Below are 24429 nucleotides of genomic sequence, written 5' to 3' on the forward strand. Positions count from 1 at the left end.
CAGACCGGCCAAATTTGGCCGGTTTTTTTTCGCCCATTTGCAGCGAAAAAACTCACTATCACACTATCAATCGAAATTGACTATCCGATAAAGAATGATGAAATAGTCTCATCACAAGGAGATTTCGATGCCTCATAAAACCATCACAGCACCCATCCTGCGACCGCGACTCGCATACCCTGCGCTTATGCCTATGGGATTGGAAATTGCGATTCCGCGCGCGAACACTTTTTTCGCCACAAGCGCCGATGTGGAATTAAGCGAATCCGGCAACTTCCTTTTGGCGGGTAAATGGCCTACGCATCTGGATGCAATTGGTAATTTATGTCCGAGTGAGTTTTCAATTGTTGCGAATAGTGACGGCGTTATTGCCGGTATCGAAGTAAAAGGCGCAGGCAAATCAGACTGGATTGACGTTGATTTGCTGGACAGGCGCACCCTCTCTGTCCTTTTGAACGCATGGACTGACGAGCAGATCGCTAAATCTTCTCCGGGTTTATTTGAAGGGCAATCGGAAAATTCTTGAAGAAACGAAGGATTTTTATGCACGCAGAATCAGCCATTCCAAAGCGCCCGCAACTCCACTGCGCTAATTCAGGCACTACCCTATTCGCCGATTTAGAAATTGCAATTCACCGCGCCAATGCCTTTTTTCAAAATGGCGCTAATGTTGGATTGAACAATGCAGGGGGTTTCTTTTTAACCGGCAAATGGCCCAGCAGCCTCGACAAGTTAAGCAAGCACGGTGCAACTGAATTTGCAATTGTTGTCAATCAAAACGGGGCCATCGGGGAGATTCAAGAAAAAGACACGGATCATTTTTCTCGAATTCATATTCACCCTTTGAATCAACGCAGTCTTACCACTTTGCTGATGGCTTGGGTAAACGAGCAAATCAAACAGTCTTCACGCAGTTCACTGGAATTGCCTTGCCCAATGCCTTGGGACTTTGATCCTACCTTTGCTATTACTGTTCAAAATGGACACTGTATCGGCCTTTCTATTTTGGAAAACATCAAGAATTTGCCAAATGGGGTTCACGTTCTTTACGTGGCTAAAAACCACAATAACCCAAAAACCGAAAAATCTTCTCTCACTACTCTGGAGGAATTACCACACCCCACAAAAACCACCCAGTAAAAAAACTGGCCTTATCACCCACTAATTGAAACGAAAAAAAACATCATGAGCACCAAAGCTGAAACCCTCATTCAATCCATCCAAGACTTTTTTGGCAATCCCAACCAAACCCGCGAAGAAACCATCAGCGGTCTTGAGCGGGCCAAGAACCACATCGATCTGCTCTTGGACACACTGGTGGAGGATGAAGATGGCGAAGGCGCTGCTACACCCAAAAACGGAGGCGCAGACACCAGCCAGTAGCCGTAAGGCCATCCCCAGCCGCTAGGACGGCAACACCAAAAGCCCAAGTACAGCAGTAAGCTGGCTTGGGCTTTTCACCCTCAATCCACCCAATCAGAAGCTCTATTCGGCACGAATAATTTTTTAAATCAATGAGTTAGGAACTTTGATCCGGCTATAGGATTCAAGATTGATGTTCCACAAGAATGCGTTTACCGAAGGTGAAAATTCTAATTTTTCTTTTTCCTGCTATATTTTCCACAAAACTGATAGAATTCCGCAACCAAATACAAGGGGAAGAAATGCGCGGAACAATTCGTCAGAAGCAGGCTGTCGATTTTTGCAGATGGTCTGGATCACTCGTCACATTCAAAGCACTTTTTTCACCGGGCGAACTGTCTGTCAGTGGCGAGGGCCAGCATCGGGTCTATAGGGCAGCCGACATTCGTAAGGCTAGACTCGCACTCATGGATGTCCATGTTGAGCCTCGACGGGCTAACACATTGCCACCCATCATCTACGTCAGAATGGCTAAAGGGGGCGTGGGAAAAACCACCGTTGCTGGGAATGTGTCGGCCTGCCTAGCAATGCAGGGCTACAAAGTGCTGATGATCGATACAGACCCTCAAGCATCTTTGACTAGCCTTTTCGGTATTGACTGGGCTACCGAAGAAATTCTCCACATAGGAAAACTTCTACAGGCCCACTATGAGAACAAAAATCCTCTGGATAACGAAACCTTAGAGAAGGCAATCCGCCCTATTTATCCAGACGGGATGCTTGATCTAATCGCGTCTGACATTACGCTCACCAACCTAGATAGCTGGCTTATCAGTGCGGTTAGGCAGCGGGAAAAGCTGGTGCAGAGATTCTTTGATGCCCATGTGAATCTCTTGAGCAGATACGATGTTATTGTGATCGATGGCGCTCCTAGCACCAGCCAGCTTTCTTTCTCGCTGATGTATGCAGCACGAAACTTACTGGCTGTTGTCGGTTTGGATGGACAGTCCGTAAAAGCAATGGAAGTTATGGCCTCCAACATCCAAGAGATGAGCGAGGAATTTCCAGAGGTAGAGTTTGATTTCAGGATCATCGCAAACAATTTCGTTTCCAATATATCTACCTGCACGGATTCTTTAGAAGCCCTACGCAAGGCTTATCCAGATAAAGTCGATCCAAATATCATCCCACGCGCGGCCAGCTTCATGCGACAAGTTTCGCTTGAAGATGACGACATGAGTGCTCCTGTTATTGAAAAGGAACCCAACAGTGTCGCTGCGCGGGCGATGGTTGATTTATCACAATCACTTATTGGAGCTTATGGAATCCAGTTGGCTGGACTTTTGCCACTTGTTTTGCCGCGCTCCAGAGGCCCGAAAAAGAAAACCTAAGTTTTTGGAGTTTTTGCAATGAACATAGCCAATAATCGACAAATCATCAAAAGATCGGGTCTAGTCACAAGACAGGATTCTGATGTAGCAGCGGCAAATTTACCCAGAATAGGTGATGGAAATACAGGGGGGAAACCTTTCTTGGTGCCTATTGCACTGATTCACGAAAGCCCTTATCAGTCCTACCCGATAAATCCAAAAAAGGTTGAAGATTTAGCTGAAAACTTAAAAAAGAATCCGCTGTCTTCTCCTATCGTTTTAAGAAGAAAAAGCGATGGGGAACTAGAGATTATTGCTGGTCGGCACAGGCTAGCTGCATATCGTCTACTGAATCGTCTTGAGATCGAAGCCACGCTGCGGAGTTTAGATGATGATGAAGCCGAACGTCTGGTTTTTTATGACAATTTACTTGGCCCAGAACTCACCGACTTTCAGAAATACTTGGGGTTCGCCCAGCGAAAAAAATCAAAAGGGTTAAGTCAAGAAAAGCTGGCAGAAGAAGCAGGCGTTAGTCAGGGAACGGTGTCCCGCATTATGTCATTTGACGGACTGCCAGAATCGGTGATGGCTGAGTTAGCCCGTGTGCCTAGTGCAATCGGTATGAACAGCGCGTCAGAATTTGTTGCGCTGGCTAAGACTAACGAGGCACTAGCCATCCAGGCCATTCAAGCTATCGCAGCAGGTAGCATGAATCAAAAATCGGCTATCGAGTGGATGAAGAATGGAGGCAAGGAAAAAGAAAAAGCTGCGCGAAATGGCATCAATTCCGTAATCAAAAGCGGAAAGAGAAATTACGCGAAGATGGCTCTTTCCCTCAACAGAATGACAATCGTTTTTTCAGACGACAAAAGTGCGATGGACAACTGGACGAAGATAGAAGAAATGCTGAAAGAAACTTCCGAACAGGCGAAGAAGCAACACACCGACTGAAGTTCGGCGGCGCGGCATGGCTGCGGAGGCTCCACGCGCACATCTCACGATGCAACAGACCCATCCAATTTTCGGCAGCCGCTTTTACCACAAATTTCCACCAATTCTGAAGCAAATGCTTCACCTTGACCCTGCTGCATTTGCGCTGCGAATTGCATCGCAGCCCAGCACAATCCTCCCCAGATCAGCAAGGAGACATCGCCACACCACCTGAAGCCAGCGTCACCGCACCCCGCCAACGAAAAAAGCCACTTCCGGGAAGAAGTGGCTTTCATCGGGTTGCCCATGCTGCCCCTCAAGAACAAGTCCTAGAAGAAAAACAGCGCTAATAAGATTGCGCCGATTTTAGGGCTTTTTTGGGGCAGTTGGCAACACGGGGATTTTTTCGCCCTAAAAAAATGACTGCCACTCTCGCATCCAATGAATTTGCGCTGCCCGCACCCTACCCGCCGAGCATTGCCCGTGCGGCAGACCGTGCCACCGATTGCCGCATACCACCCATCAACGCCTTAAAGCCCTACGCACGCCTGCTGCTACAAGCCTTGGTTCGCAGCATCCAAACGAAGGACATTACCAATTCCGTTCGCATCAGCAACGAATGCTTCGCGCAGACGCTGCATGTGAGCGTGAACAAAATTTGCAAAATCAAGAAAGAACTCGAAAGCAAAGAATGGATTGTTCGCACCCAAGTGCAGTCGCGCAGACTGGGAATGCAAGTCAGCGACATTTGCTTGACCCCTTGGGCCTTGCGGACACTCGGACTTGTCAGTGGCCGTGTTAAAGACCATCCGGCAATGCCCATTCCCAGCGAAGATCAAATCGCTATTCGCGCTGCCGTGGTGCAGGAGCCAGCACCGCCCCAGCACATCGAGATCAAAACAGGCGGCGACCAGCCCGCTCCCGCCACCAGCGATGCCACCGTGGCGGCAACCAAGTCCGATCCACAGGCGGCTTACTACGCCAACAACCAAGTGCCTGATGACCTCATGCCACTGCGACATTTGGGGTTGCGAGCATCTGCGATCCGCAAGCTCATGGGCATGGCAAGCAAAGCGGGGTTGATGCTGGGCCACATCGTTGAATTGGCAGAGGATTCGATTGCCAAGGCCAAAAATCCTTACGCTTACACCGTCAAGTTACTCAGCAGCAATATCGACTGGCAAGGCCGACTAGCAGCCAAACGCAAGAGGGAAGCGCAGCAGCAAGAGGATACGGCACAGGAGCAGCAAACCGAAGACGATGCCAGCACAGTGCGCCAAGCCTTAGCCAAGACGGGCCTGTTGTCCAGCGAAAAGCGCCTCTATGTTTGGCAATGGGACAGTAGCAGCGCCGTACTGAAGCGTACCAATATCGAAAATTTCGTGTGCGATCCGCTACTGGCGAAATGGGCTGTGGCACTGGACACTCACGCTATCGCACAGGCCATCCGCGATGGATCGATTTTCGCGGTAACGAAGGAGCAATTGGAGCAATGGCAAACGGCACCATCGGATGATGCAAGCGCAGAACCCTTGGTGTTCACAACACCGCCAACCCCGCCCGCCTCACCAACACCGGCAAGCAAAGCAGGTGTGCAACCTCCAATGCAGCCAGCAAAGCGTACCCACCCTTGGCATGGCACACCCGTAGCGGCAGACATGGACGCGCTGTTTGCAGCAGCGAGCGCATCGCCAGAGCGATGGCTGTGCAACCCAGCGAAGAAAGTTTGGCTTTTCCGGGCGGACAACGACTTGATACGCATGGCGAAGTTGCAAGAAGTGCAGAGCAAAGAAGCACACAAAGTTGAATGGCGGGCAGTGCCCACTGCCGACATTACCAAGGTAGCCCAGCTCCTGCAAGAAGGCCAGCTTATCCCTGTCGATAAGGTCACTGTGCAAAGCTGGGAACCATCCCAGCCGCAGCGAGAAACGGCAGCGCCAGAGATAGCGGGGGCACTGCCTCCCCCTACCCGGCAATCGGGCTGGCAGGGATTGGGATTGGACAACGGGCTAGGGTGCTTCTTCCCGACATAGCACCGAGAAAACTACGACCGGCCAAATTTGGCCGGTCAGCAAAAAAACGGACTGACCCGCACCAAGGGTAAAAACAGGATCGGACGAAACAGCCGAGGTTTTTCTGTGCCCGCCTGTTGCGTTCACCAGTCCAAATTTGGGCCGCCAAAAGGTTACTCAGCCTAAAAGTACGACCGGCCAAATTTGGCCGGTCAAAGAAAAGCGAACCGAGCCGCATCAAGGATAAAAACGGCGTCAGCGAGAGTAGATGCCTCAACTTTGGGGCATCCCAAATTTTCTCAATCCCAAAGTACGACCGGCCAAATTTGGCCGGTCGGGGGAAAACCGGCGTTCCCAAGACCCAGTACCAGTGCTAGCCGTGTTTTGCGGAGTGCAAAGCCCGATTCCGCGCTCCATAAGCCCGGTTGTAGCGCGTACAGGCTCCATAAGACCCCGGCTCAGACCGCCCATGCCCACGGCACCAGCCCCTCAAAAAACTTCATATAGCGTTCACACAAAACAATGAACGCTGCGTTCACACAAAGAAAAAACGCCCTAATAACTATCTCAGTCTTTCAGAGAACAGTCCCCAAGGGGAAGAACAGGCTTCGCGGTTTGCTTCAATGAAGCATGGAATCCAATCCAGAACACCCGTCCTGCAAACCACGAACAGCCCGACAAGCTGCTGTGGCACAGCCACTAGCTAAACGCCTTGCCCAACTCATCCATGCGACGCTGGATGGGCGCACGACCGTAGATGTTGATGGTTGTTTGGATACTGGAATGACCCATCTGCGCCTGAATCACGTCCAGCGGCACGCCCTTGGCAATGGCCCGCGTACCAAAGGTGTGGCGTAGCCAATGCGTAGATGCTTGGGCCAGCTTCAGGCGTTCCTTTTCTGGCAGGGCTGTTGCGGCTATGGCCTTGGATAACCAGCCACGCACATGCTCATACAGGGCTTGGTAGCCAACGCTACTCATTGGATCAAGGGTGCTGGCCAACACGGGGGCTTGCGCCGGTGCCGAGGCTATATCGTCGCCCAGCCCCCGTGCGTGCAGGTAGTCGTGCAGGGCCAGCAGGGCAGAGGGCGGAATGGCCGCAATGCGGTTCTTAGCCCCCTTGCCATGCACTTGCAGCATCCAGCCTTCCTGCTCATGGTGCAAATCTCCCAGCTTGGCTGCCAGCAGTTCGGCGCTGCGCAGGCCCACCGTGCTGGTGAACAGCAAGATGAAACGGATACGGGCGCGTGAGGCCGAGGGTACTTGCTGCTCGATGTAGGCCAGAATCTGCTCCATTGCCGCTGCGCTCAAGGCTTTGCTATCCAGCAGGTGTTGCTCCTTATCGTCACCCAGCTTTTGATTGACCAACACCCAAGGATTAGCGCTCAGGTAACAGGCCGATTGCAGCCACGCGAATAGGCTGGCAACGATGGTGATGGCTTGCTGGCGGCTGCGCAAACTCAAGGGGCCGCGAAACGGTGCCCAACCCACGCCCCCAGGTTGCGCCCGAACTCTGGAAATCCAATCGGCAGGAATGTTGGCCAAGAAGGCCATGTAGGCGTTGCAGTCCTCCACATTGACCGATGAAAGTACCTTACGAGATTTTTCTGCTTGCAGCCACAGCAGCAAGCGTTGTGCTTCACGCCGGTAGAGTTTGGCAGTGGCATCCGAGCCGCAGCGGGCAGCGATCCAGCTTTCTATGGCTTGCAGGTCATTGTCGGAGTTGAGCAGGCCCACGGCAGCGGGGTCGTTGATGGCTAAGGCCGTCACTGTGCTGGCAGCTTGCAGCCGAAACAGCCTTTGGGCCTGAACCGGCAAATCGGGCAGCAGGTTGCGCAGGTGGGCGGCGATGCGCTGTGCCTTGGTCTGGCCGATACCGGGCATGGTAGAGAACCAGCGGCCCCCACGCCCAATGAGTTGGTGCAACTCCCCAAGGGTGTTAAGTCCAGCCCCCAGCAGGCGCTGTGCCGTGATTTCATCGAACCAGCCTGTGACCAGATCATGGTGCAGGGGTTTCTCTGCGGCCAGCCCTTCTAGGCTGCGCAGCAGGGCTAATTGTCGCTGCCGCAGACGGGCACGGCGTTGCTGGCGTGGATCAGCAGGATAGGCGTCCTCGTACATCTGGAGGACTTCGGTCTCACTCCAGCCGTCCAAGCCTTGCTCCAACATGAAATCTTCCAGAGTTGGAGCGGCACCAGCGGGGGTCAAAGTAATGCGCAGGCCGATCAAACGCCAGTCGCCCATACCGGCATGGCGGCGGGCCACGGTGCGGACGGCATCCACGGTCTGCTGATGCGCGGTGGTGGCTTGGTGGCCGTGGTCAATGCCAAGGTAGCGGCGAGCGCTATCGAGCACCGGCAGACCTTCGGCCACGGCCCGTAGGTGAGCGAAGTGGTGCAGGCCAAGGCGGCGAACGAAGCGCGTGGGCTGGGTGCTGGCAAGTAGAGGCATAGCACATCCTTTTCAGCAGTGGGGTGCAAATGATTGATCGAAAAAGCAATCTTTCGATTCTCCACGGGGCACCCACTTTTGACCAGCCTTTTTTGCCATAAGATTATGTGATTTATCTTAGGGCTATGATTGAAAAAAAGATGGCCTAGACCACCAATCCCGCTCACACAACTAAATTTGATACTACTTTTCAACTAAATTTGATGCTATCGCCCAGCTCTCATGAGCGCAAATGAGCAGACCGGTACATCAAACTCCTCACACTACTCCGGCCCGCCAGCCAATGGAACTATCGAGCAAGTCGAGGTCTTTATAGACTTGCCCAATGCTCAGGCTTTGTTCTCGAACCATGACACACCAGTACCGTGCTTGCCAATGCAACTACCGCAGCAGGGGGCTCACCCCGCCTTCGTCGAATACGGCTGTAGTACTAAACAAACATAGCACCATTTGCTAGTGTTTCGCCGAACTCGTCAAAGCCCCGGCTACGGTGCAGCGTGCGCAGCGACCCTTTTTCAGAGCCAGCTCCCTCGCGGTAGGCAGTGCCTCGAGAGGTGAGTGCCGTCCCACAACTGTCATGGTCAATATCGTATAATTTTTTCGGCACCTTATCGGTGGTGAGATCAGCAAAGGCAGAGGTTCTATCGCGGGCACAGTCTTGATTTGAGGCACATGGGGAGGGATTGAAGAATGGGTGAGAGCAAGCGACGAAAAGAATCAGATCCGAGTTATGGAACTCGGCCTAAAGGTGGGCGAGGCATAATGCTTCTTCCGGATCTTGTTGAAGAGAAGAATTCCAGTCCAAAGGTAACTGCAAAGGGGATAGAAGGCCCAGTAATAGCCATTCCCTCGATGTGGCGCCCAGAGCAATTGAGATTTGGATTGTGCTTTTGGGATCGCATTGCTTGGCCATCCATAAGCGTCTTGCCTAGCCATGGCAGCACTGACATGGATTTTCTGGAAAGTGAAGGAGTGCTGGTTCGGCCAGAAGCTAGTTTGGTGCCAAACCTAACATCGCCAGGAAGAGGTTTTGCCGATACTTATTTCAGGGCATATCAAGACTTGGAGAACAAGGAACCTGGTCGGTGGTGTTTGTCTGCATCCGCCGAGCACGACCTTAGGTCATTTCTAGGAGACCATATAGCGCCTGATAGAGGCATTACTGTATCCTTGCACCATGCCGTACCTATCCCAACACGCAATGTGGCGCTGCAGGATCTACTGGAATTCAAGCAAAAAAGGAATTCAGAACTGGAAGCACTGCGAAAGGAGCTTGACAGCTACAAACAACTGATTACCAGCGCCACAGATCGCGCAGAGGTCTTTGCGACACAGCGAGATCGTATTGATGCCGCATGCGTGGACTTACTACGTGTGAGCCGTGAGCAGAGAATGCCTATCCATATCTCTGATATGTCATTGGAAATTGATTTCAAAGGATCTGCCGCTTTAGCTGTAGCCGCCGCCGCCAGTGTCTTTTCCGACCACCTCAATCTTCCTGGGGTGGAGAAGTTTTTAGCCTCCGCGGGCATGATCGCTTTTTCGAGCATAAAGTTTAAAGCCGGATTTGGGATAGGAGACAACAAAGCGAAACTACGGCAATCTCCCTTCCGCTATGTCCACTATCTGCATAAAGAGCTAGATTGGCTCTGAAGCGATCAGAAGCACAATCACTTGACGAGAGATTAGCCGCCTGCCTCACTATCGTTGATAGGTATGTTTCGCTTTAGAGCGGCTAACCCAACCAAAAAAAAAGTAGGTTTTCGGCAGGGACTAGGCATAAAAATCAGACAGCACACCTAGTACGGCAAAGCAAAAAAAACGAACTATCAATGGTCATGTTAGCCCATGGAATGGACGCCCCTCCTTTACTAGGGCACAGTGAGCGCTCTGTCACAGCTGTGGCGCAGCCCTCATTCACCACTGCTTGTTCAGCGTGCAGCGCCATATCCGGGGCAAGTGGGTCTGTCGCGCCTGCGAAACCATAGAACAAGCCCCCATCCCGGCGCACATCATTGACAAGGGCCTAGCCAGCACCGGGCTGCTGGCACAGGTGTTGGTGGCCAAGTACGCTGACCATGTGCCGCTGCATCGCCAACAGAGCATCTTTGCGCGCAGTGGAGTCGAACTGGCCCGCTCAACCTTAGCCCAATGGGTGGGCAGCTGCGGCGTGCAGTTGCAGCCCTTGGTCGATGCGCTTAAACAAGAACTGCTGCAAACTTCAGTGCTGCACGCCGATGAAACACCGGTGCAAATGCTCAACCCCGGTCAGGGCAAGACGCAACGCGCCTACCTGTGGGCCTACAGCAGCAATGTGCTGGGCGAGCTGCGCGCCGTGGTCTATGACTTCTGCCACTCACGTGCTGGACAGCATTCGTGTAACTTTCTGCAGGGCTGGTCGGGTGCGCTAGTATGCGACGACTATGTGGGCTACAAACAAATCTTTACGGGCTCCAAGGTGACAGAGCTGGGCTGCATGGCCTATGCACGGCGCAAATTTTTTGGCCTGCATGCAGCCAACAAAAGCCTGATTGCTGGCTTTGCACTGGAGCAAATCGGCAAACTCTACGATATTGAACGCCAAGCCCAAGGGCTCAATGCCAAGCAACGCCTGGCACTGCGGCAACAATACTCACGCCCTATCTTGGAAGCGCTGCAGCAATGGATACAGCGCCAACGTCAACAGATACCCGACAGCTCGGCCACTGCCAAGGCCTTGGATTACAGCCTGCGCCGCTGGGCGGCATTGACGTGCTTTGCCGACAACGGCCACTGGCCTATCGACAACAACTGGGCGGAGAACCAGATGCGCCCGATTGCGCTGGGGCGTAAGAACTGGCTGTTTGCCGGTTCGCTGCGGGCATGCCAGCGGGCTGCAACCATCATGAGCTTAATTCAATCGGCCCGGCTCAACGGCCATGACCCTTACGCGTACTTGCGTGATGTCATGACACGCCTGCCCACGACCAAGCAGAGGGATATCGCCAGCCTATTACCCCACCACTGACAGCCCAGTGAATTTGCTACTAACCCCTGAATTCGGACTCGGTCAAGGTTGGGGTTAGCTGGACACTTACCCTGTAAGTCTGCGTCAATGCTTTCTTCGAGCTCGCGTTGTTCTTCGCCACTGCGGTGGTGGCGCTCACTTTGCAGGGCAAACTTCAACCGCTTGAGCAGCGCCATCTCATGCGTGAGACGCTCGATGAGTTGCTGCATCTGGCCCATCTGCTGCGACATCGTCACTACCAGCTCACGCAGCTGTGGTGCATCGAGCAACTCCAGATGGGCAGGCGTGTGCAGTCTCACGGTCATATTGGCGGGCAGTATAGCCACGGCCAGCGTCTATTTACACCAGCCGTATGGCACCACCCGGCTCCACACGCTGCCAAGGCAAACCCAATACCAGGGCCTCCAATTGTGGATGGCTAAGTGGTACCTGTGACCCTGCCTGCACATCTGCACAGACAAAGCGGCCTCGGTGCAAACGCCGCGCCGCCAACCACAGACCGATACCGTCATGCACCAGCACTTTGAGTCGTGTGTGGCTGCGGTTGGTAAAGACGTACGCATGGTGGGGCTGCGCCGCGCCAAAGACCGCCACCACCCGCGCCAGAGGGCTGTCGATACCTGAGCGCATATCCAAAGGCTGTGTCGCCAGCCATATTGCCTGCACCGGTATCATGCTAGCAGCGCACGCAGCCAAGTCGCACACTCGGATGCCGCAGCCACCGGCCAGCGCAACTTGAGCACCGTCTTGCCCTGGTGCAGTTCGACCTCAATGTGTGACGAGGCCGCTGTGGTGGGGTCAGGGCTCTGTGCTGGCAGTGGCAGTGGTAAGGCGACAAAGTCCGTGCTACTGATGCGCTGTGCCGCCAGCGTGAGAGGGCTTTCTCGACGCCACTTGTGCACCAAGTTGGCATTCACTCCGCAGGCATGGGCAATGGCAGCCACCGATGCACCGGGCCGCTGGCATTCGGCCACGACCTGGGCCTTGAAGGTAGTGCTGTGACGTCGGCGTTGGATGGCCGGCGTGACAGGTGAGGTGAGAGAGTAAGTTTGCATAGGTGTCCACTTGAAAATAGGTGGACACCATCGTCTCTTACCTCACACCAAAACGACAGATGACTTGGATGGACGCTTACAGTTCAGCAGCGATGACCGAGACCAGACGCGGGTTGAGCGCTCGAGCGCTAGCCAGAAAGAGAGCAACAGCGCTAGGTTGTCGACAGGCCTCCTTGACCCACCTCTGGAACTCACGGCTATCACGCTCCTCCGCCATCAGCTGTTCGACGCAGATAAGTACTACGACCGATCCGAAGACCTGCGCGACTGACTTGATTGAAGTCTCGTCGTGAAGACCTAGAACGGCAGCTACGAGCTGGGCCTCGGTCTGCAATTCAAGGCCAGCCTGCTGGATGTCGGTGGCTCTTGCTTGCGTTCGGCGCCAGAACTCTGGTCTCTCTGTAAGATCTGGCCGAATGGCCAAAATTGGACGAAACCAATTTGTCTCCGCTTTCAGATTCTGGGCGAGAAGGTTAGCGTCTGTGTACTGAGAGGTCGTCTAGCCATGGTGGCTGAAGCATAACGCTTGGTGACCCACCAGAACAAGTTGTGTTAGCCACTCTTAGTGTGGTGCGCCAGTGTTACAGTGCGTTAGCATTAAAGATTGCAAAGAAAAAAGTCAAGAAAGATTGTCGATGTTGCAAGAATTTTTGATGAGGTTCCTCGAGATCGGGGCAATTAACCTCAACGGCGATGACTCCAAACTGGAGAAGTTGCGCTCCACCGCCAAGGATCTGTCTGCTGAGCTAAGAACAGTGCCATCTAAGACGCTCAGCTTCACGATGGTGGCCGCTGATCCATCGGTTCCGGCGGCTGATCCTGTCATAGAGGAAGCCATGGCGGCGCTTCGCCAGCGCTGGGAGACCGTAGCCAATGCGTTCTCGGGACGCCCGGTGAACGTTTTACGAGCCGTGCTGCTGGATGCAATTGTCCAGGCGGCACGCGAGGACGACGCTATCGCGGTCGCCTTCGTGAGCACGGCGCGCAATGCGTTGGCTCACGCTGAGACGGCCGACGAAGCTCCAATTTGGCACGATGCTGTATGCGAAATCGAGACCAAGGTCGATGCGCGTGCAGAGGCCGAGTGGGCAACCCCGGATATGATCTCTGTTAAGCCACTGCAGTACAAGGCACCGGACTTCACGATTGAAGAACAAGCAATTCCTGTTGTCGACCGAGTCGCACTGAAGACCAAGCTCCAAATACCATACCCCTCCCACCACCAAAACAACCCGCAAGGGTGGGTTCAAGAGTTCTCTGATCGGGTCAGTGCTGCCATAGGCGATGTAATCGACGAGTTCGCGAAGGGAATAGTTCCAGCGCCAATCGATTTCTCCACACCTTCATCCAATCTAGCAAAGGCTGTAAGCGCACACGTGGATAAGGCTCTGGCTAGTTTTAGCGGTGCTACAGCTGGCCTGCAGCGCCGCACCAATCTGCTGTGGTGGAAAGAAGCACTATATTCACCAAGCGCCCATCAGAGCTATCTTGAGATGCCCGTTTTTCAAGCTTCCGCGTTGATGGCGCTTGATCTTCATGAGCAAGTGCCAACGTTTTCGCCTGCAAGCGTTTCGGCGTTTCTGAAGGAAGCAATTCGCTGCTTGCCCACAGAGTCAGGGGGCGAAGGCAATGGTCGGCGCAACATCGCTGCGCTGGTTCGTGAGGCCAAAACGGCTGTATTCATGCAACCGTTCCGCGCCTTGGCTGGGCAGTACACGCCTGTGCCGGTTGGGCGCGGTCCTCTAATCTCCCTGATTGGGCATGGTCACGATTTCGTGGCTACTGAACCTACATCCCTGCGAGCCCTAAGTGGGGTAGATGAATCGGCGATGATGACCCCTGATGAATGGGGAACCTTTTTGTTCCGTGAGCTTCAGGCTGCACGCGCTACGAGCGCCAACTCTGGTGCGCGAGCCAAGAAGAGGTAGATTGGCTATGGACAAATGTCCTCACCCTGATTGTTTCGCTGATGACAACACCACCTGCACCCTTGGCCACCTTGAGCGGCGCCTGTGTCCAGAATGGAAGTGCATCGCTAATCCAACGAGTGACTCCAATTTTTCCTCCGACAAAATGCTCCTGCCGTGGAGTGGCCTGGCGATGGGAGAGTCAGACCTTAATTTCGTCAGCGGACGAGTCAAACCCATAACCGTCGGCATCGTAGGGCCGGAAAGTGCTGGCAAGACGACCATTCTTGGCTCGTTCTATCTCCTGCTTGGGCGAGGCACCCTGACGACCGAAGACCACGCGTTCAGCAATTCATACACGCTGACAGGCTGGGAAGCGGTAGCGGCTTCCATGCGATGGAAGCCGGGCCCACTGCCACCTTGCTTTCCGCCACACACACCAAGCGGCAAAGCTCGCGCGCCAGGCATGTTGCACCTCGCATTTCGCCGCAAGGACGGGACACTGCGCGATCTGTTGTTTGCCGATGCGCCGGGCGAATGGTTCAGGAAATGGGCCATCAACCAAGAAGCACCGGACGCAGAAGGCGCCCGCTGGATCGCTCGGTACGCTGACGTGACGCTTCTGATCGCTGACCGACAAGCGCTTTCTGGCTCAAAGATGGGAACGGCTCGGAACGACTTCCAGATCTTAGCGCAGCGTGCCATCGCCGAAGCCAGCGGTCGCCCTTTGGCATTGGTTTGGACAAAGGGCGACGTCGAAGTAGCTTCAGCCATGGAAACACAAATTCGAAGAGCTGTCGCGTCCATGTCGCCCCCCATCCCGGAGTTCACCGTAAGTGTGGCTTCGCGTAAAGAGGCGGATACCACAGATGGCTTTCGAAGACTGTTCGATTGGATCGTCACAACCAAGCGCCATGGCGTGGAATTGCCCACGATGCAGACGGCTGGACAAGATCCCCTTTTCCGTTTCGGCAGAAGATAGCCCATGACTGAGCAACACACCATCCTGCTGATCGGCGAGTCCAACGTTGGCAAAACCCACTATGGAGCCCAGTTCCTCAAGCGGCTCATGGCTAAGGCATGTGCTCTGAAGATGCACGGCGCACCAACCAACCTGGAAGCATTTACCACTGCACTCGGCTGTCTGACCGAAGGCATGTCGACTGACCACACACCGGCCAGCAGCTACGTGGAGAGCGTCTGGCCGATTCAAGACGACTCGGGTCGCTTGGCTGAGTTGGTCTGGCCGGACTACGGCGGCGAACAGGTTCGAAATCTGGTGACTGACCGCCGTATTCCCGCAGCTTGGCGCGAACGCGTTTTGAATGCCACGGATTGGGTTGTCCTCATCCGACTGCACTCGCTGCGATCTGAGGAAGATCTGTTCTCGCGACCGCTGCAATCCTTCGCTACCTCTAAAACCCAGAGCGAGCCCGCAGCATTCGAGCCATCAGACCAAGCTCGGATGATTGAACTCTTCCAGATGCTGCTCTATCTGGCACAGACCTCCCTGGAAAGCCCGCTTAGCAAGCCGCGTTTGACTATCCTGCTCAGCTGCTGGGATGAGATTCAAACAACCGAATTGCCCCCGGATCTGCTGGCGGCTCGGTTGCCAATGTTGTGGTCGTTCGTGCGTAGCAACTGGATTTCGCCAAGCGTCATCGGTCTTTCTGCTTTGGAAAAGGCTCTGAGTAAGACCGTGCCTGATGTGGACTACGCGATGCGAGGCCCAGAAGACTTCGGCTACGTGATCCTGCCCAACGGAGAACGAAGCAACGACATCACGCTGCCCATTCAGCAGTTGATGACTGGGGCCGCTTGAGATGCGTGTCGAACAAGCGGTGTATGGTGAGGTCGAGGGCCGAGGACACGGCCTAAGAAGTTCGAGCACTACGTCGTCGTTCGCCGCAAGTATTGCTCCCCAGCTGGATCTTCCGGACGGAGTGCCACTAGGTGTCCAGACATGGTCGCCTTTCGTTCGTGGCTTCCCTTGTGACGGTTACTACGTTTTGGCTCGAACGTTCCTAGACTCGGGCTCATCGCGTGGGGGTATGGTGCTGACTCACGCCCTGATCGTCAATTTGGAAGGGATCTGTCAAGTCGAAGACCTGACCGTATTGTTTACACAATTGGCAGCTTCAGCAAAGGCCATTCCCGCCAGGCTATCCACCCTAGAAATCGAAACTTCTCCAGGGACTGCCGAGCTACCGATTGACCTGATTGGTGCGGCCAATGCCCTAGCTGACCAGCAGGGGCCAGCGATTCGGCTGAGCGTGGCTGGGTTTGAAAGCTTGGTGACTGCGCTTTGGCGCAACCTGTGGCCTTCCATGCGAAAAGCATTCGCTTTCCGACTGAGCTTTGGTCCCCAAGACCTTGAGGCCCAGCCTGGGTTGGCGATTGTTTGCACCCCCGAACAGCTTCGGGCGCGCTGGGCCAAGTATCGCGTTGTTAATCAAGACGATCAAGGTGCACAGTCCCCGTCTGCTGCAGTGCTGTGTGGTCAGCAGAGTGCAAAGCCCTTTCTGGACTTGGCTAGGGAGCTTGGCCTCGAGGCCACTATCATCAAGGATCTGAAAAAACTCGAAAGACTGCATCGCCTCGTCACAAGTGTTGATGACTTTGACGATCTACTCAAAGCCATACGCTTGGTGGACGGCTTTTCCAATCGGGCCGAGCTTGGCGCAGAGTTAAAGGATCGACTCATTCAGCGCATCGCAGCTCAGGTTCCGGCGGCCAGTTGCAGGCAGCTCATGCCGATGCGAAATCTGGATCTTCCGAGCTTTGCAAGCACGAAACCACTTTGGTCAGCTGTTGAGCATCGAGTCAGCAAACTCGACTTCGCCCAGGCAGAGGATACAGACCTCGTTGCGCTATTGGAAGCGTCTGCCGATAGTAACCTTGCTCTCCCTGCGTGGCGCACTGCGGTCATGGGTGGGTTGTCCACGGCTGGGCATCAAAAAGAATCTGGTCTCTGGAGGGCCATCTGGCGATGGTCCGAGCTAAGTCGTGCTGCTTTCTCCGCCATCGTGGCAGTTCTGCCACCTGGCGTAGGAACTGAACAACTCTTGGTACAAGCCGCCCCCAGAAAACTCGATACTGCAAAGGTAGTTGCAGTTCCTTCGCTTTTGTTAAAAAAGGGATGGCTGACGGCTCACGGTGCAGCCCTGGCTGCAATGATGTTTCCCCGCGAAGCAGTAGAGCAACAGCTTAAAATGGACAGGCAACTGAACCACACCGCTGGGCTGTGGGCAGCACTTCGGCACGCTACCCCGGACGACATGTTGACGGTGACGCTGGATCTGAAGGATCAACGTCTGGTGGAGATGTGCGGTGATCTGGCGGTTACTCATCCACAGATGCTGTCTGGCATCCGCTGTACAGACCTCACTGAACAAAAAGTGTGGGCCTACGCCATCGGAAAGAACAACTCGTTGTGGAATGCGCCTAGCAACCCGATGGAAACTCGAAACAGCGTACTCGCTCATCTCGGAAAAGGATCAGGCGCTTTTGCTGGCCTTGTTGAAGCACTTGCTCGGACGCCACTCGCCGATTTGACTGAAATTCCAGATCGAGCGCGACTTTGGTCGCATCTGCCTGCTTCGCACTGCGACTCGTACTTGCGCGCAACTGCCAGTGGATGGCTGACTGCCGCAGTCAACAGCAGCGCTGTGAACACACCAGAGCCAGAGCTTGAACACGCAGTGCTGGAGAGCTCCGCTCTCCAGTCAGCACTTCAAGAGTCGTCAACTCCGCTGAGGACGCGTCTAGCCATCGTGAGCAGCCTACCATTATTCGATGAGGCGGTGTTTGTCGGCTTTTTGATGCACCTACTGCGGCAGAGTCGATCGTTGTCTGACGCTGATGCCGTTCAACTAGGAACGCTTGTGGCGAGTCGGCGCTGGGAATCCGCGATCCAGTGCCTCTGCGACCAACTCGCTAACCGCCGCTACGACCTAGTGCCCGCCCTGCAGCAATGCGCAAGTTTTCTGAGTATCTACCAACGATGGAAGCTTGAAATCTCAAAGCCAAGCACTGAGGAGAAATGGCGAGCTTTCGAAGAAACTGCATGTGAGCTATACCCTAACGGCCCGGACTACGATCAGCTCTGGTCTCGAGCCGGGGGTAAAAACTCTGATCTTCCCGGAGCGTTGCAGAACGGCGCGACTCGTTGGCACTCCGCGATGAGGTTGCTTCGCTATGGCAGCCGTCCGCCTGTGCGTGACCTACTGCGTGTGATGTGTAACGACTACAGCGGTAACGAGAAGCTACGCCTTTTTTCGAGAGACACCGACATCGTCGGATGGCGCTGATGACCAATCGATAACCTATTGACCCATGAATCCCCCTCGCTATCCACAAGGCCACGCACTGCTCATCGGTGTGGCGAACTATCAGCAAGTCACGAACTTGCCAGCAGCCATCTTGAACGATGCTCAAGATGTTGCTGCCACCCTGACATCGCCTAGCTACTGCGGCTATGAATCCAAGAACGTGGTTACGCTGCTGGACAGTGAAGCCACGCGCGCCGCAGTTCTGAATAGCCTCGCTGAGTTGGCTACTCGCGCTGGCACTGATGACACCGCCTGCGTTTTCTTCTCTGGCCACGGCGCAGTCGTCGGCCCGCATGGCGCTGAAGACAGCGTTTTGGTAACGGTAGATACCAACCTAGCCGACATAGAGAAAACGTCCATCAGCTCTGATGAGTTCGCCCAAGCACTCTCTCAGATCAAAGCCAAGCGCGTTCTGGTTTTCATCGATGCTTGCCACGCTGGCGGTGCGGCGATCTCGAAGACATTGACGGATGGCAAAGGCCACGAGTTTAAGTCGGGCTATTCGTCGAATACTTTTGCCAAACTGGCTACTGGCAGCGGCCGTGCACTGATGGCGTCATGCCGTGCCAGCGAGGTTTCTACAGTTTTTTCACGAGCACGAAACAGCGTATTCACCACGGCACTACTTGCCGGTCTTAAAGGTGCTGCAGACAAGTCTAATAGCGGCTTCATAAAGCTTTTCGACTTGTTCAACTACGTCGCTGAAGAAGTCCCGAAACAGATCCCCGACGGCCAACATCCAATCTTCAAAGCAGACAATCTTGAAGGGAATTTCGCAATCGCCTTGAGCCAAGGTGGCAAGAAGTCCGCTGCTAGCAGTTTGATCGAGTCATCAGCATCACCGGAAGATCTATGGGTAACTCTTGAGTTGGCGCTCATTGAGCTGTACCCGTTTGGTCCGCGAGACCAGGAGATTTGGAGCCGGGCCGGCGGCGATTTGTCTCGCCTCGAGTTTCATTCAACTGGTCGGGCAGCCTGGCATTCTGCACTTCGGAAACTCAAGCAGGGTGGCGGTGGACGCTCCATTAATTTCCTAACCCTTCTCAGAATAGCACTTGAGGACTTTTCTAATCATCCAACGTTGGCAGCAATGAACAGCCCCGGGAATTGAAGAGGCACCAACGTCTGAGAAGATGGAGCCATGTCAAAGTCAAAAAAGTTCTCACAAAAAGTGCGCGAACATACAGTTCGCATGGTGCAGGAGCACCGAGCAGATTACCCATCCCTGTGGGCCACCATTCAATCGATTGCACTCAAGATTGGCTGTGTGCCGAACACCCTGCACGAGTGGGTCAAGAAGGCAGATGTCAATAGCGGACAGCGCTCCGGTATCATCACGTCTGATACCCATCACATTAATGACCACCATTTGACGTATGCGTGAAAAACACGCTGTACAAGAAAGTACACCATGAAAGTCACGCGCCTAGAGTTATGGAACTTCCGAGGCATTAAGCACCTTACCGTGGACTTCACCCAGCGCACCACCGTTTTTGTGGGCGTGAACGGTGTGGGTAAATCCACCGTGCTGGATGCGTTAGCGATTGCACTTTCGCAGCTGACCTGCCGATTGCATGAAAGATCCCAAGCACCACGCATGATTGACCTCGACGATATTCGCTTGGGCGCTGAGTCTGCACAGATTGCAATTACCGTAGCAATCAACAGTGAATCGGTCAGATGGGTGGTTGCCCGCAGCATCAAAGACCCTAAGGAGCAGCCTGGATCACAGAGAGATCTGACACAACTGGAGGCGTTCTGCGCGCCCCTGCTTGCCGCCTATGAAGACGAAAAACTAGACGGCCTGCCACTAGCGGTTTATTACGACGTTCACCGTGCTGTTTTGGATGTGCCCTTGCGAGTGCGCGAAAAACTTGAGCACTCCGCTAGCGAGGTTTACCAAGATGCACTGGATCATGGCGGTGCAGATTTCAAGCGATTTTTCATCTGGTTTCGCGATTTTGAAGATATAGAAAACGAGCTACGGCTTGACGAACCAGATTTCAGGTATCAAGGGCTAGAAGCGACACGCCAAGCGGTTCAAACCTTTGCAGGGTTTGAAAACTTGCGCATTCGCCGCAAACCCACCATGCGAATGACTGTCACTAAAGCTGAAAAAGAACTCAACGTTTTGCAGCTGTCAGACGGTGAACGCAACATGCTGGCGTTGGTAGGTGACATTGCCCGCCGCTTGAGCGTGCTGAATTTCTACAGCCTTAATAAATTAAATGAAGGTGCTGGCGTGGTGCTGATCGACGAAATCGACTTGCACCTCCACCCCCGCTGGCAGCGGGAAGTGGTAGCCAAGCTAGAAGCCACATTCCCGCATTGCCAGTTCATTGTGTCCACGCACTCGCCGCAGGTGGTGGGGGAATTGCGCCCAGAGTCCGTGATGATTCTGCGCGATGGTGTGCTGACCCAAGCACCCCGCTCACTCGGCCTGAGCAGCAGTGAAGTGCTGGAAGAGTTGATGGAAGGTACCTCACGCAATCATATTTTCCAGAAGAAAATCCGCGAAGTGGAACGTGCATTGGAAGATGAACAATATGCCCAAGCCCGTGAAATGCTCGAGACTCTCCGTGCTAATTTTGGAGAATTACCCGAAGTTTTAAGACTCGGTGAATCACTGGAATGGTTTGATCCAGTGAATAGCATTCAAAAATTTCCTGCTGATCCTGGAGAGCGTACGTGAAAACTATCACCAAAAGCGCAGAATGCCCTGCCTTGCGTGAATGGAAACGCGAGAATTCTAATTCTCCACAAAATATCCACTATAACTATTTGGGTGCGCCACAGCGTGGCCCCATGCTGGATGCGATGGTGCGCGAGCAAGGCGGCATTTGTGCCTACACGATGCAATCGATTCGCTGCGTCGATACTGTTTGGCAAGCGCATATTGAACATATTTTTCCCAGGTCACTCCACCCTGCTCAATCCGTGGACTGGGGCAACATGGTGGCCTGCATTCCCAAGCCTAACGAACATGCCGACTACGGCGCCAAACTGAAGGATGCATACGACCCCGCCACCAGCCCTTTTGTCAACCCGACCCGCAACGTTGCCAGCCATTTCCGTTTCCATGAAAACGGGGAATTGCAAGGGCTGACCTCGGAGGGCGAAGCAACAGTGAGCCCTCAGGTCTTACACCTGAACCACCCTCATCTCTTGAACGATAGGAAAGGCAAGATCAAAGGGGCCTTGGATCGAAAACCATCGGCTGTGCAAGCCCGCCAGCGCGCCCAACAACTGCGCGAGCGAGACACCCGTGGCATGTTTGAGCCGTACTGCGAAGCCCTAGCTCAGGTGCTGGAAGCCTATGCCACCCGGCTTGAAAACAAAGCCCAGCGCATGGCAGGAGTCCGACGCCCCTGAGGGTACCCAAGAGGAGTATGACTCATGGCCACCACGAGCTGGAGGTTGATCTTTTCGCCTGTGGTGGCGGCGCCAGCACTGGCATCGAGCAGGGGGCGTCTCAGAAAACGTACATGAACACCCGCTGCTTGCCACGGTCTCAATTCATGACAGCAACTTGAAGGTAAAGATTGCACCCGTACATTCGGACTTCTAGTGTGGCGATGCCACTGTCCCTGATGGGATTTGCTGGCTGGCACCTTAATCGGAAAAAAGCACTCGGGGTGCATCGTTTCCTGCGGGCTTTGCCAACTGGCCTTTTACAACATCCCAACCCAAGGCGGAGTAACACGCGAAGAAGCGTTGCGCGAGTTCGCCCGCCGCAATACCCCATCAGGCAGCAATCGCGTCAAGTTCAACGAAGCCGAGTTTGAGCGCATGAAAAATCGTGTCGAAGGCGTGTGCTACCAAGGCGAATATTGTGCCGAACCAGCCGACAAAAGTCGAGCTACCAAGTAAGACAACCGCCCTCCGGGGCGCTTGCGACATCCCAGTCACCAGTAGCGACGACCGGCCAAATTTGGCCGGTGCCCACAAGGCTCAAGCGGTGGCCCAGCGAGGCCCAGAATCTTTGCCACCAGCCTTCTTGCGCGTCGAAATTTCTGCCTGCACATCCCGCCAGCGACCCGCCTTCGATTCCCAATCGCGCCGAGCGCGCAGGTACTCCAGCGCAGCAGGGACGTTTTTTAGCACATAGCCCGCGAGTTCTTCGCTGGGTTCGCCTACCTGCGGTGGGAGTGCCTCATCCCACCCATCGAAGACAGGCCACGGCACTAGCAAATGTCCACCACTGTTGTGCTGCACCCGTACCCAGCCAGAACCATCTTGGAGTAGGATGTACCAGTTGGAAGACAATGGTTTTTGCCAAGGCCAAGGAGATTCCGCTACAGTCACTGTCGATGGCGACCGCTGCACGGCCAACGGCACCGCTGGAGGTGGTGGCAGTACGCGACTTTGCTCATCCTGTTGCTGTTGAACTTTCTGCTCTTGTGCAAATCGAGCAATTAGGGCCGCCGTGTTCTGCAAAAGCAATTCCCGTTCGTCAGCGGTGAGCATCTTTCCGTCACCACCGTGACCAAAATTAGCAGTCCCAAGCGGTTCTTTGCCTTGATATTTCTTAGCAAAACAAGTTGATCCAAGAATTGATATTTTTCCGCCATCTTCAACGACGTGAATTCTCCGATAAACGTAATGTTTGCATCCGGGATAACCACATTTGACCTGTTCTTTCTTCGATTCAAAACAAACCACGGCCAGTAATTTTGCCGAATTTTCTTGAGTCATAAAAATCCTTTCTCCAAATGTCAACCACAAACCCTAAAATTACTACACCACTAAGCCACTTCGAGAAGCGATTGTCGCTGATTGCGCGATTCATTTCGAGAGAAGGCCATGCCAACATCCCGCTGGAGCAAAAAGAAGATGGTCAGCCCATAGGCTACTGGTGCAGCAACTGGCGCTTTCGCATTGAGACCGATTTCGACACTATTCCCACTGAGCAGATTGCAGCGCTGCGCCGGGCTGGCGTGTTTAATGATGGCGTTCCTTGCCAGAAAGTCGTGCCACCAGCACCCGCGTTGCAGCCGCCATTGGCACCCACACCAAAACCCGCCCTGACGCCTGCGCCAAAATCTGCACCACGAGCAGTCAGCGTGCAAGTGCCTCAAGCAAGGCCCAAGCTACTACAGGTGCCACGCGCAAAGCAAGCCGCAGAAGATCATGCCTTTCGCATTCCGACCGAATGGATGCAGCCTTCCCAGCCGCAGACGACGCAGCCAGAAGTTTGGCTTCTCCCAGTGGGCAGCTTGCGCCAAACCAACCACAGCTCTAGCGCATCACCAGCCAAGATAGCGAAGAAGCGCCGCTGGCACGAATCGTCTGTCCGATAGCGACCGGCCCAACTGGGCCGCTCCGCCAAAAGCCTTGGTGCTGGCTGACGAGGCTACCGTGCAAAAAAATCAAAAATAAGTACAACATTCATAGCCAAACCAGATGCATCAGCGTGGTGAAATAAATGACTGGAATACGCAAGCAGCCAACCATTTGCCGAAACCCAAGGACTACAAGCTAGGTTGTTAGCCACGTTGTTGGCCAAGTAATTGTGCAAAAAATTCCCAAAATTGGTAACATTTGGTAAGAAATTGACGAGATTTCTGTGCTGCAATAGTTCATTCTCACGCCCATAGGCACTTTGATGCAGCCCAATCCCCCGCAAACTGTCCCCCTCCCTTCAGCCGAAGATATTTTGAAGTCCGGCGAAACATCGCGCTGGCTCAAAAATGCACTCAGCAAGGCGCTGGATCGTGACCCACTGGACGCCCTAACGGACGCAGAGTTTCTACTCGGAGTGCTGGACAAAACCCCCGAAGCCCTCCCGCTTCCATGTGCAAAAGATGTTCTGGCAGCCCCAGCAGGCTACTCGTACTGGCTGGTGGACAGGCTCAAGGAAGGCAGCAGGCGCGACCATCTTGATCTGGTCATGGATGTTCAGATACTGATTGGTGTGTTGCAACACCGAATCGAAAAAGTTTTGCATCCGCAAATTCACTAAATTGGTTTGCGTGAAATATATCAAAAACGCACGACCTTTCAA

22 protein-coding genes and 2 pseudogenes are annotated in these 24429 nt (G+C 54.0%); 19 read left to right on the top strand and 5 right to left on the bottom strand.

Going from position 1 to position 24429, the window contains the following annotated elements:
- The first annotated feature begins 127 nt into the window (after positions 1–127).
- The 6 genes from BMX55_RS11225 to BMX55_RS11250 all read left to right on the top strand — a co-directional run bounded on the left by BMX55_RS11225 (position 128) and on the right by BMX55_RS11250 (position 5695).
- Positions 128–526 carry a hypothetical protein gene (locus tag BMX55_RS11225; protein WP_091457612.1) on the top strand — a complete coding sequence of 133 codons (399 nt, stop codon included), beginning with the start codon at positions 128–130 and terminating at the stop codon, positions 524–526.
- A gap of 17 nt (positions 527–543) precedes the next feature.
- A complete protein-coding gene (locus BMX55_RS11230) occupies positions 544–1140 on the top strand; it encodes a hypothetical protein (RefSeq protein ID WP_091457616.1) in 597 nt (198 codons plus the stop codon).
- Positions 1141–1185: 45 nt separating this feature from the next.
- Positions 1186–1383, top strand: a complete 198-nt coding sequence (locus BMX55_RS11235) for a hypothetical protein (RefSeq protein WP_091457620.1) — start codon at positions 1186–1188, stop codon at positions 1381–1383.
- Between the two features lie 200 nt (positions 1384–1583).
- Positions 1584–2753 (top strand): ParA family protein, encoded by a 1170-nt coding sequence (locus BMX55_RS11240; protein WP_218144478.1) that lies wholly within the window; start codon positions 1584–1586, stop codon positions 2751–2753.
- A gap of 18 nt (positions 2754–2771) precedes the next feature.
- Positions 2772–3683 (top strand): ParB/RepB/Spo0J family partition protein, encoded by a 912-nt coding sequence (locus tag BMX55_RS11245; protein ID WP_091457627.1) that lies wholly within the window; start codon positions 2772–2774, stop codon positions 3681–3683.
- 398 nt (positions 3684–4081) lie between these two features.
- Complete coding sequence (locus BMX55_RS11250) at positions 4082–5695, top strand: hypothetical protein (protein ID WP_091457631.1); 1614 nt, start codon at positions 4082–4084, stop codon at positions 5693–5695.
- Between the two features lie 678 nt (positions 5696–6373).
- Here the strand turns inward: BMX55_RS11250 and BMX55_RS11255 are convergent.
- Positions 6374–8125 carry a tyrosine-type recombinase/integrase gene (locus tag BMX55_RS11255; protein ID WP_091457634.1) on the bottom strand — a complete coding sequence of 584 codons (1752 nt, stop codon included), beginning with the start codon at positions 8123–8125 and terminating at the stop codon, positions 6374–6376.
- 762 nt (positions 8126–8887) lie between these two features.
- Here BMX55_RS11255 and BMX55_RS11260 point away from each other — a divergent pair.
- Both BMX55_RS11260 and tnpC read left to right on the top strand, forming a co-directional pair.
- On the top strand, positions 8888–9778 hold the full coding sequence (locus BMX55_RS11260; RefSeq protein WP_143059650.1) for a DUF6236 family protein: 891 nt from the start codon (positions 8888–8890) through the stop codon (positions 9776–9778).
- Between the two features lie 274 nt (positions 9779–10052).
- Positions 10053–11132: pseudogene (tnpC, locus tag BMX55_RS11265) on the top strand (IS66 family transposase); the annotation flags it as partial.
- Here the strand turns inward: tnpC and BMX55_RS16215 are convergent.
- The 3 genes from BMX55_RS16215 to tnpA are packed head-to-tail and all read right to left on the bottom strand — an operon-like array spanning position 11051 to position 12187.
- Positions 11051–11437: a hypothetical protein gene (locus BMX55_RS16215; protein WP_143059651.1), complete on the bottom strand. Its 387-nt coding sequence runs from the start codon at positions 11435–11437 to the stop codon at positions 11051–11053. The pseudogene tnpC and the gene BMX55_RS16215 overlap by 82 nt on opposite strands.
- Positions 11438–11471: 34 nt before the next feature.
- Positions 11472–11807, bottom strand: a complete 336-nt coding sequence (gene tnpB, locus BMX55_RS11270) for an IS66 family insertion sequence element accessory protein TnpB (RefSeq protein WP_091457643.1) — start codon at positions 11805–11807, stop codon at positions 11472–11474.
- Positions 11804–12187 (bottom strand): IS66-like element accessory protein TnpA, encoded by a 384-nt coding sequence (tnpA, locus tag BMX55_RS11275; protein ID WP_091457646.1) that lies wholly within the window; start codon positions 12185–12187, stop codon positions 11804–11806. Before tnpA ends, tnpB begins: the two co-directional genes overlap by 4 nt.
- A 635-nt stretch (positions 12188–12822) precedes the next feature.
- Here tnpA and BMX55_RS11285 point away from each other — a divergent pair.
- From BMX55_RS11285 to BMX55_RS16585, 9 genes and pseudogenes are all read left to right on the top strand, one after another.
- Positions 12823–14115, top strand: a complete 1293-nt coding sequence (locus tag BMX55_RS11285; protein ID WP_091457651.1) for a GTPase-associated system all-helical protein GASH — start codon at positions 12823–12825, stop codon at positions 14113–14115.
- Positions 14116–14122: 7 nt separating this feature from the next.
- Entirely contained in the window at positions 14123–15076 is a 954-nt protein-coding gene (locus BMX55_RS11290) for a TRAFAC clade GTPase domain-containing protein (protein ID WP_218144480.1), read from the top strand.
- Between the two features lie 3 nt (positions 15077–15079).
- Positions 15080–15916 (top strand): TRAFAC clade GTPase domain-containing protein, encoded by an 837-nt coding sequence (locus BMX55_RS11295; protein WP_091457653.1) that lies wholly within the window; start codon positions 15080–15082, stop codon positions 15914–15916.
- 1 nt (position 15917) lies between these two features.
- Positions 15918–18404 (top strand): GAP1-N1 domain-containing protein, encoded by a 2487-nt coding sequence (locus BMX55_RS11300; protein ID WP_245751408.1) that lies wholly within the window; start codon positions 15918–15920, stop codon positions 18402–18404.
- A 25-nt stretch (positions 18405–18429) separates the two neighbouring features.
- Entirely contained in the window at positions 18430–19536 is a 1107-nt protein-coding gene (locus BMX55_RS11305; protein WP_091457656.1) for a caspase family protein, read from the top strand.
- 30 nt (positions 19537–19566) lie between these two features.
- Positions 19567–19758, top strand: a pseudogene (locus tag BMX55_RS11310) (transposase); the annotation flags it as partial.
- 78 nt (positions 19759–19836) lie between these two features.
- Positions 19837–21117: an AAA family ATPase gene (locus BMX55_RS11315; RefSeq protein WP_091457662.1), complete on the top strand. Its 1281-nt coding sequence runs from the start codon at positions 19837–19839 to the stop codon at positions 21115–21117.
- On the top strand, positions 21114–21797 hold the full coding sequence (locus BMX55_RS11320) for an HNH endonuclease family protein (protein ID WP_091457666.1): 684 nt from the start codon (positions 21114–21116) through the stop codon (positions 21795–21797). The genes BMX55_RS11315 and BMX55_RS11320 overlap by 4 nt, the downstream gene beginning before the upstream one ends.
- 342 nt (positions 21798–22139) lie before the next feature.
- Entirely contained in the window at positions 22140–22295 is a 156-nt protein-coding gene (locus tag BMX55_RS16585; RefSeq protein ID WP_218144482.1) for a hypothetical protein, read from the top strand.
- 81 nt (positions 22296–22376) lie between these two features.
- Here the strand turns inward: BMX55_RS16585 and BMX55_RS11330 are convergent, their stop codons facing one another.
- Positions 22377–23120 (bottom strand): SH3 domain-containing protein, encoded by a 744-nt coding sequence (locus BMX55_RS11330; RefSeq protein WP_143059653.1) that lies wholly within the window; start codon positions 23118–23120, stop codon positions 22377–22379.
- A 17-nt stretch (positions 23121–23137) separates the two neighbouring features.
- Between BMX55_RS11330 and BMX55_RS11335 the strand changes: the two genes are divergently transcribed.
- Both BMX55_RS11335 and BMX55_RS11340 read left to right on the top strand, forming a co-directional pair.
- Positions 23138–23725, top strand: a complete 588-nt coding sequence (locus BMX55_RS11335) for a helicase associated domain-containing protein (protein ID WP_143059654.1) — start codon at positions 23138–23140, stop codon at positions 23723–23725.
- A 305-nt stretch (positions 23726–24030) separates the two neighbouring features.
- Positions 24031–24387, top strand: coding sequence for a hypothetical protein (locus BMX55_RS11340; protein ID WP_091457679.1), 357 nt, complete (start codon positions 24031–24033; stop codon positions 24385–24387).
- Positions 24388–24429: the final 42 nt, after the last annotated feature.

It is taken from the genome of Giesbergeria anulus (assembly GCF_900111115.1).
In the GTDB taxonomy this organism is placed as follows: Bacteria; Pseudomonadota; Gammaproteobacteria; order Burkholderiales; family Burkholderiaceae_C; genus Simplicispira; species Simplicispira anulus.

Coding starts and splice junctions, on each gene's coding strand:
- BMX55_RS11225 (WP_091457612.1), top strand. CDS start 128: ATGCCTCATAAAACCATCACAGCACCCATCCTGCGACCGCGACTCGCA.
- BMX55_RS11230 (WP_091457616.1), top strand. CDS start 544: ATGCACGCAGAATCAGCCATTCCAAAGCGCCCGCAACTCCACTGCGCT.
- BMX55_RS11235 (WP_091457620.1), top strand. CDS start 1,186: ATGAGCACCAAAGCTGAAACCCTCATTCAATCCATCCAAGACTTTTTT.
- BMX55_RS11245 (WP_091457627.1), top strand. CDS start 2,772: ATGAACATAGCCAATAATCGACAAATCATCAAAAGATCGGGTCTAGTC.
- BMX55_RS11250 (WP_091457631.1), top strand. CDS start 4,082: ATGACTGCCACTCTCGCATCCAATGAATTTGCGCTGCCCGCACCCTAC.
- BMX55_RS11255 (WP_091457634.1), bottom strand. CDS start 8,125: ATGCCTCTACTTGCCAGCACCCAGCCCACGCGCTTCGTTCGCCGCCTT.
- BMX55_RS11260 (WP_143059650.1), top strand. CDS start 8,888: ATGCTTCTTCCGGATCTTGTTGAAGAGAAGAATTCCAGTCCAAAGGTA.
- BMX55_RS16215 (WP_143059651.1), bottom strand. CDS start 11,437: ATGACCGTGAGACTGCACACGCCTGCCCATCTGGAGTTGCTCGATGCA.
- tnpB (WP_091457643.1), bottom strand. CDS start 11,807: ATGATACCGGTGCAGGCAATATGGCTGGCGACACAGCCTTTGGATATG.
- tnpA (WP_091457646.1), bottom strand. CDS start 12,187: ATGCAAACTTACTCTCTCACCTCACCTGTCACGCCGGCCATCCAACGC.
- BMX55_RS11285 (WP_091457651.1), top strand. CDS start 12,823: ATGTTGCAAGAATTTTTGATGAGGTTCCTCGAGATCGGGGCAATTAAC.
- BMX55_RS11290 (WP_218144480.1), top strand. CDS start 14,123: ATGGACAAATGTCCTCACCCTGATTGTTTCGCTGATGACAACACCACC.
- BMX55_RS11295 (WP_091457653.1), top strand. CDS start 15,080: ATGACTGAGCAACACACCATCCTGCTGATCGGCGAGTCCAACGTTGGC.
- BMX55_RS11300 (WP_245751408.1), top strand. CDS start 15,918: ATGCGTGTCGAACAAGCGGTGTATGGTGAGGTCGAGGGCCGAGGACAC.
- BMX55_RS11305 (WP_091457656.1), top strand. CDS start 18,430: ATGAATCCCCCTCGCTATCCACAAGGCCACGCACTGCTCATCGGTGTG.
- BMX55_RS11315 (WP_091457662.1), top strand. CDS start 19,837: ATGAAAGTCACGCGCCTAGAGTTATGGAACTTCCGAGGCATTAAGCAC.
- BMX55_RS11330 (WP_143059653.1), bottom strand. CDS start 23,120: ATGACTCAAGAAAATTCGGCAAAATTACTGGCCGTGGTTTGTTTTGAA.
- BMX55_RS11335 (WP_143059654.1), top strand. CDS start 23,138: ATGTCAACCACAAACCCTAAAATTACTACACCACTAAGCCACTTCGAG.
- BMX55_RS11340 (WP_091457679.1), top strand. CDS start 24,031: ATGCAGCCCAATCCCCCGCAAACTGTCCCCCTCCCTTCAGCCGAAGAT.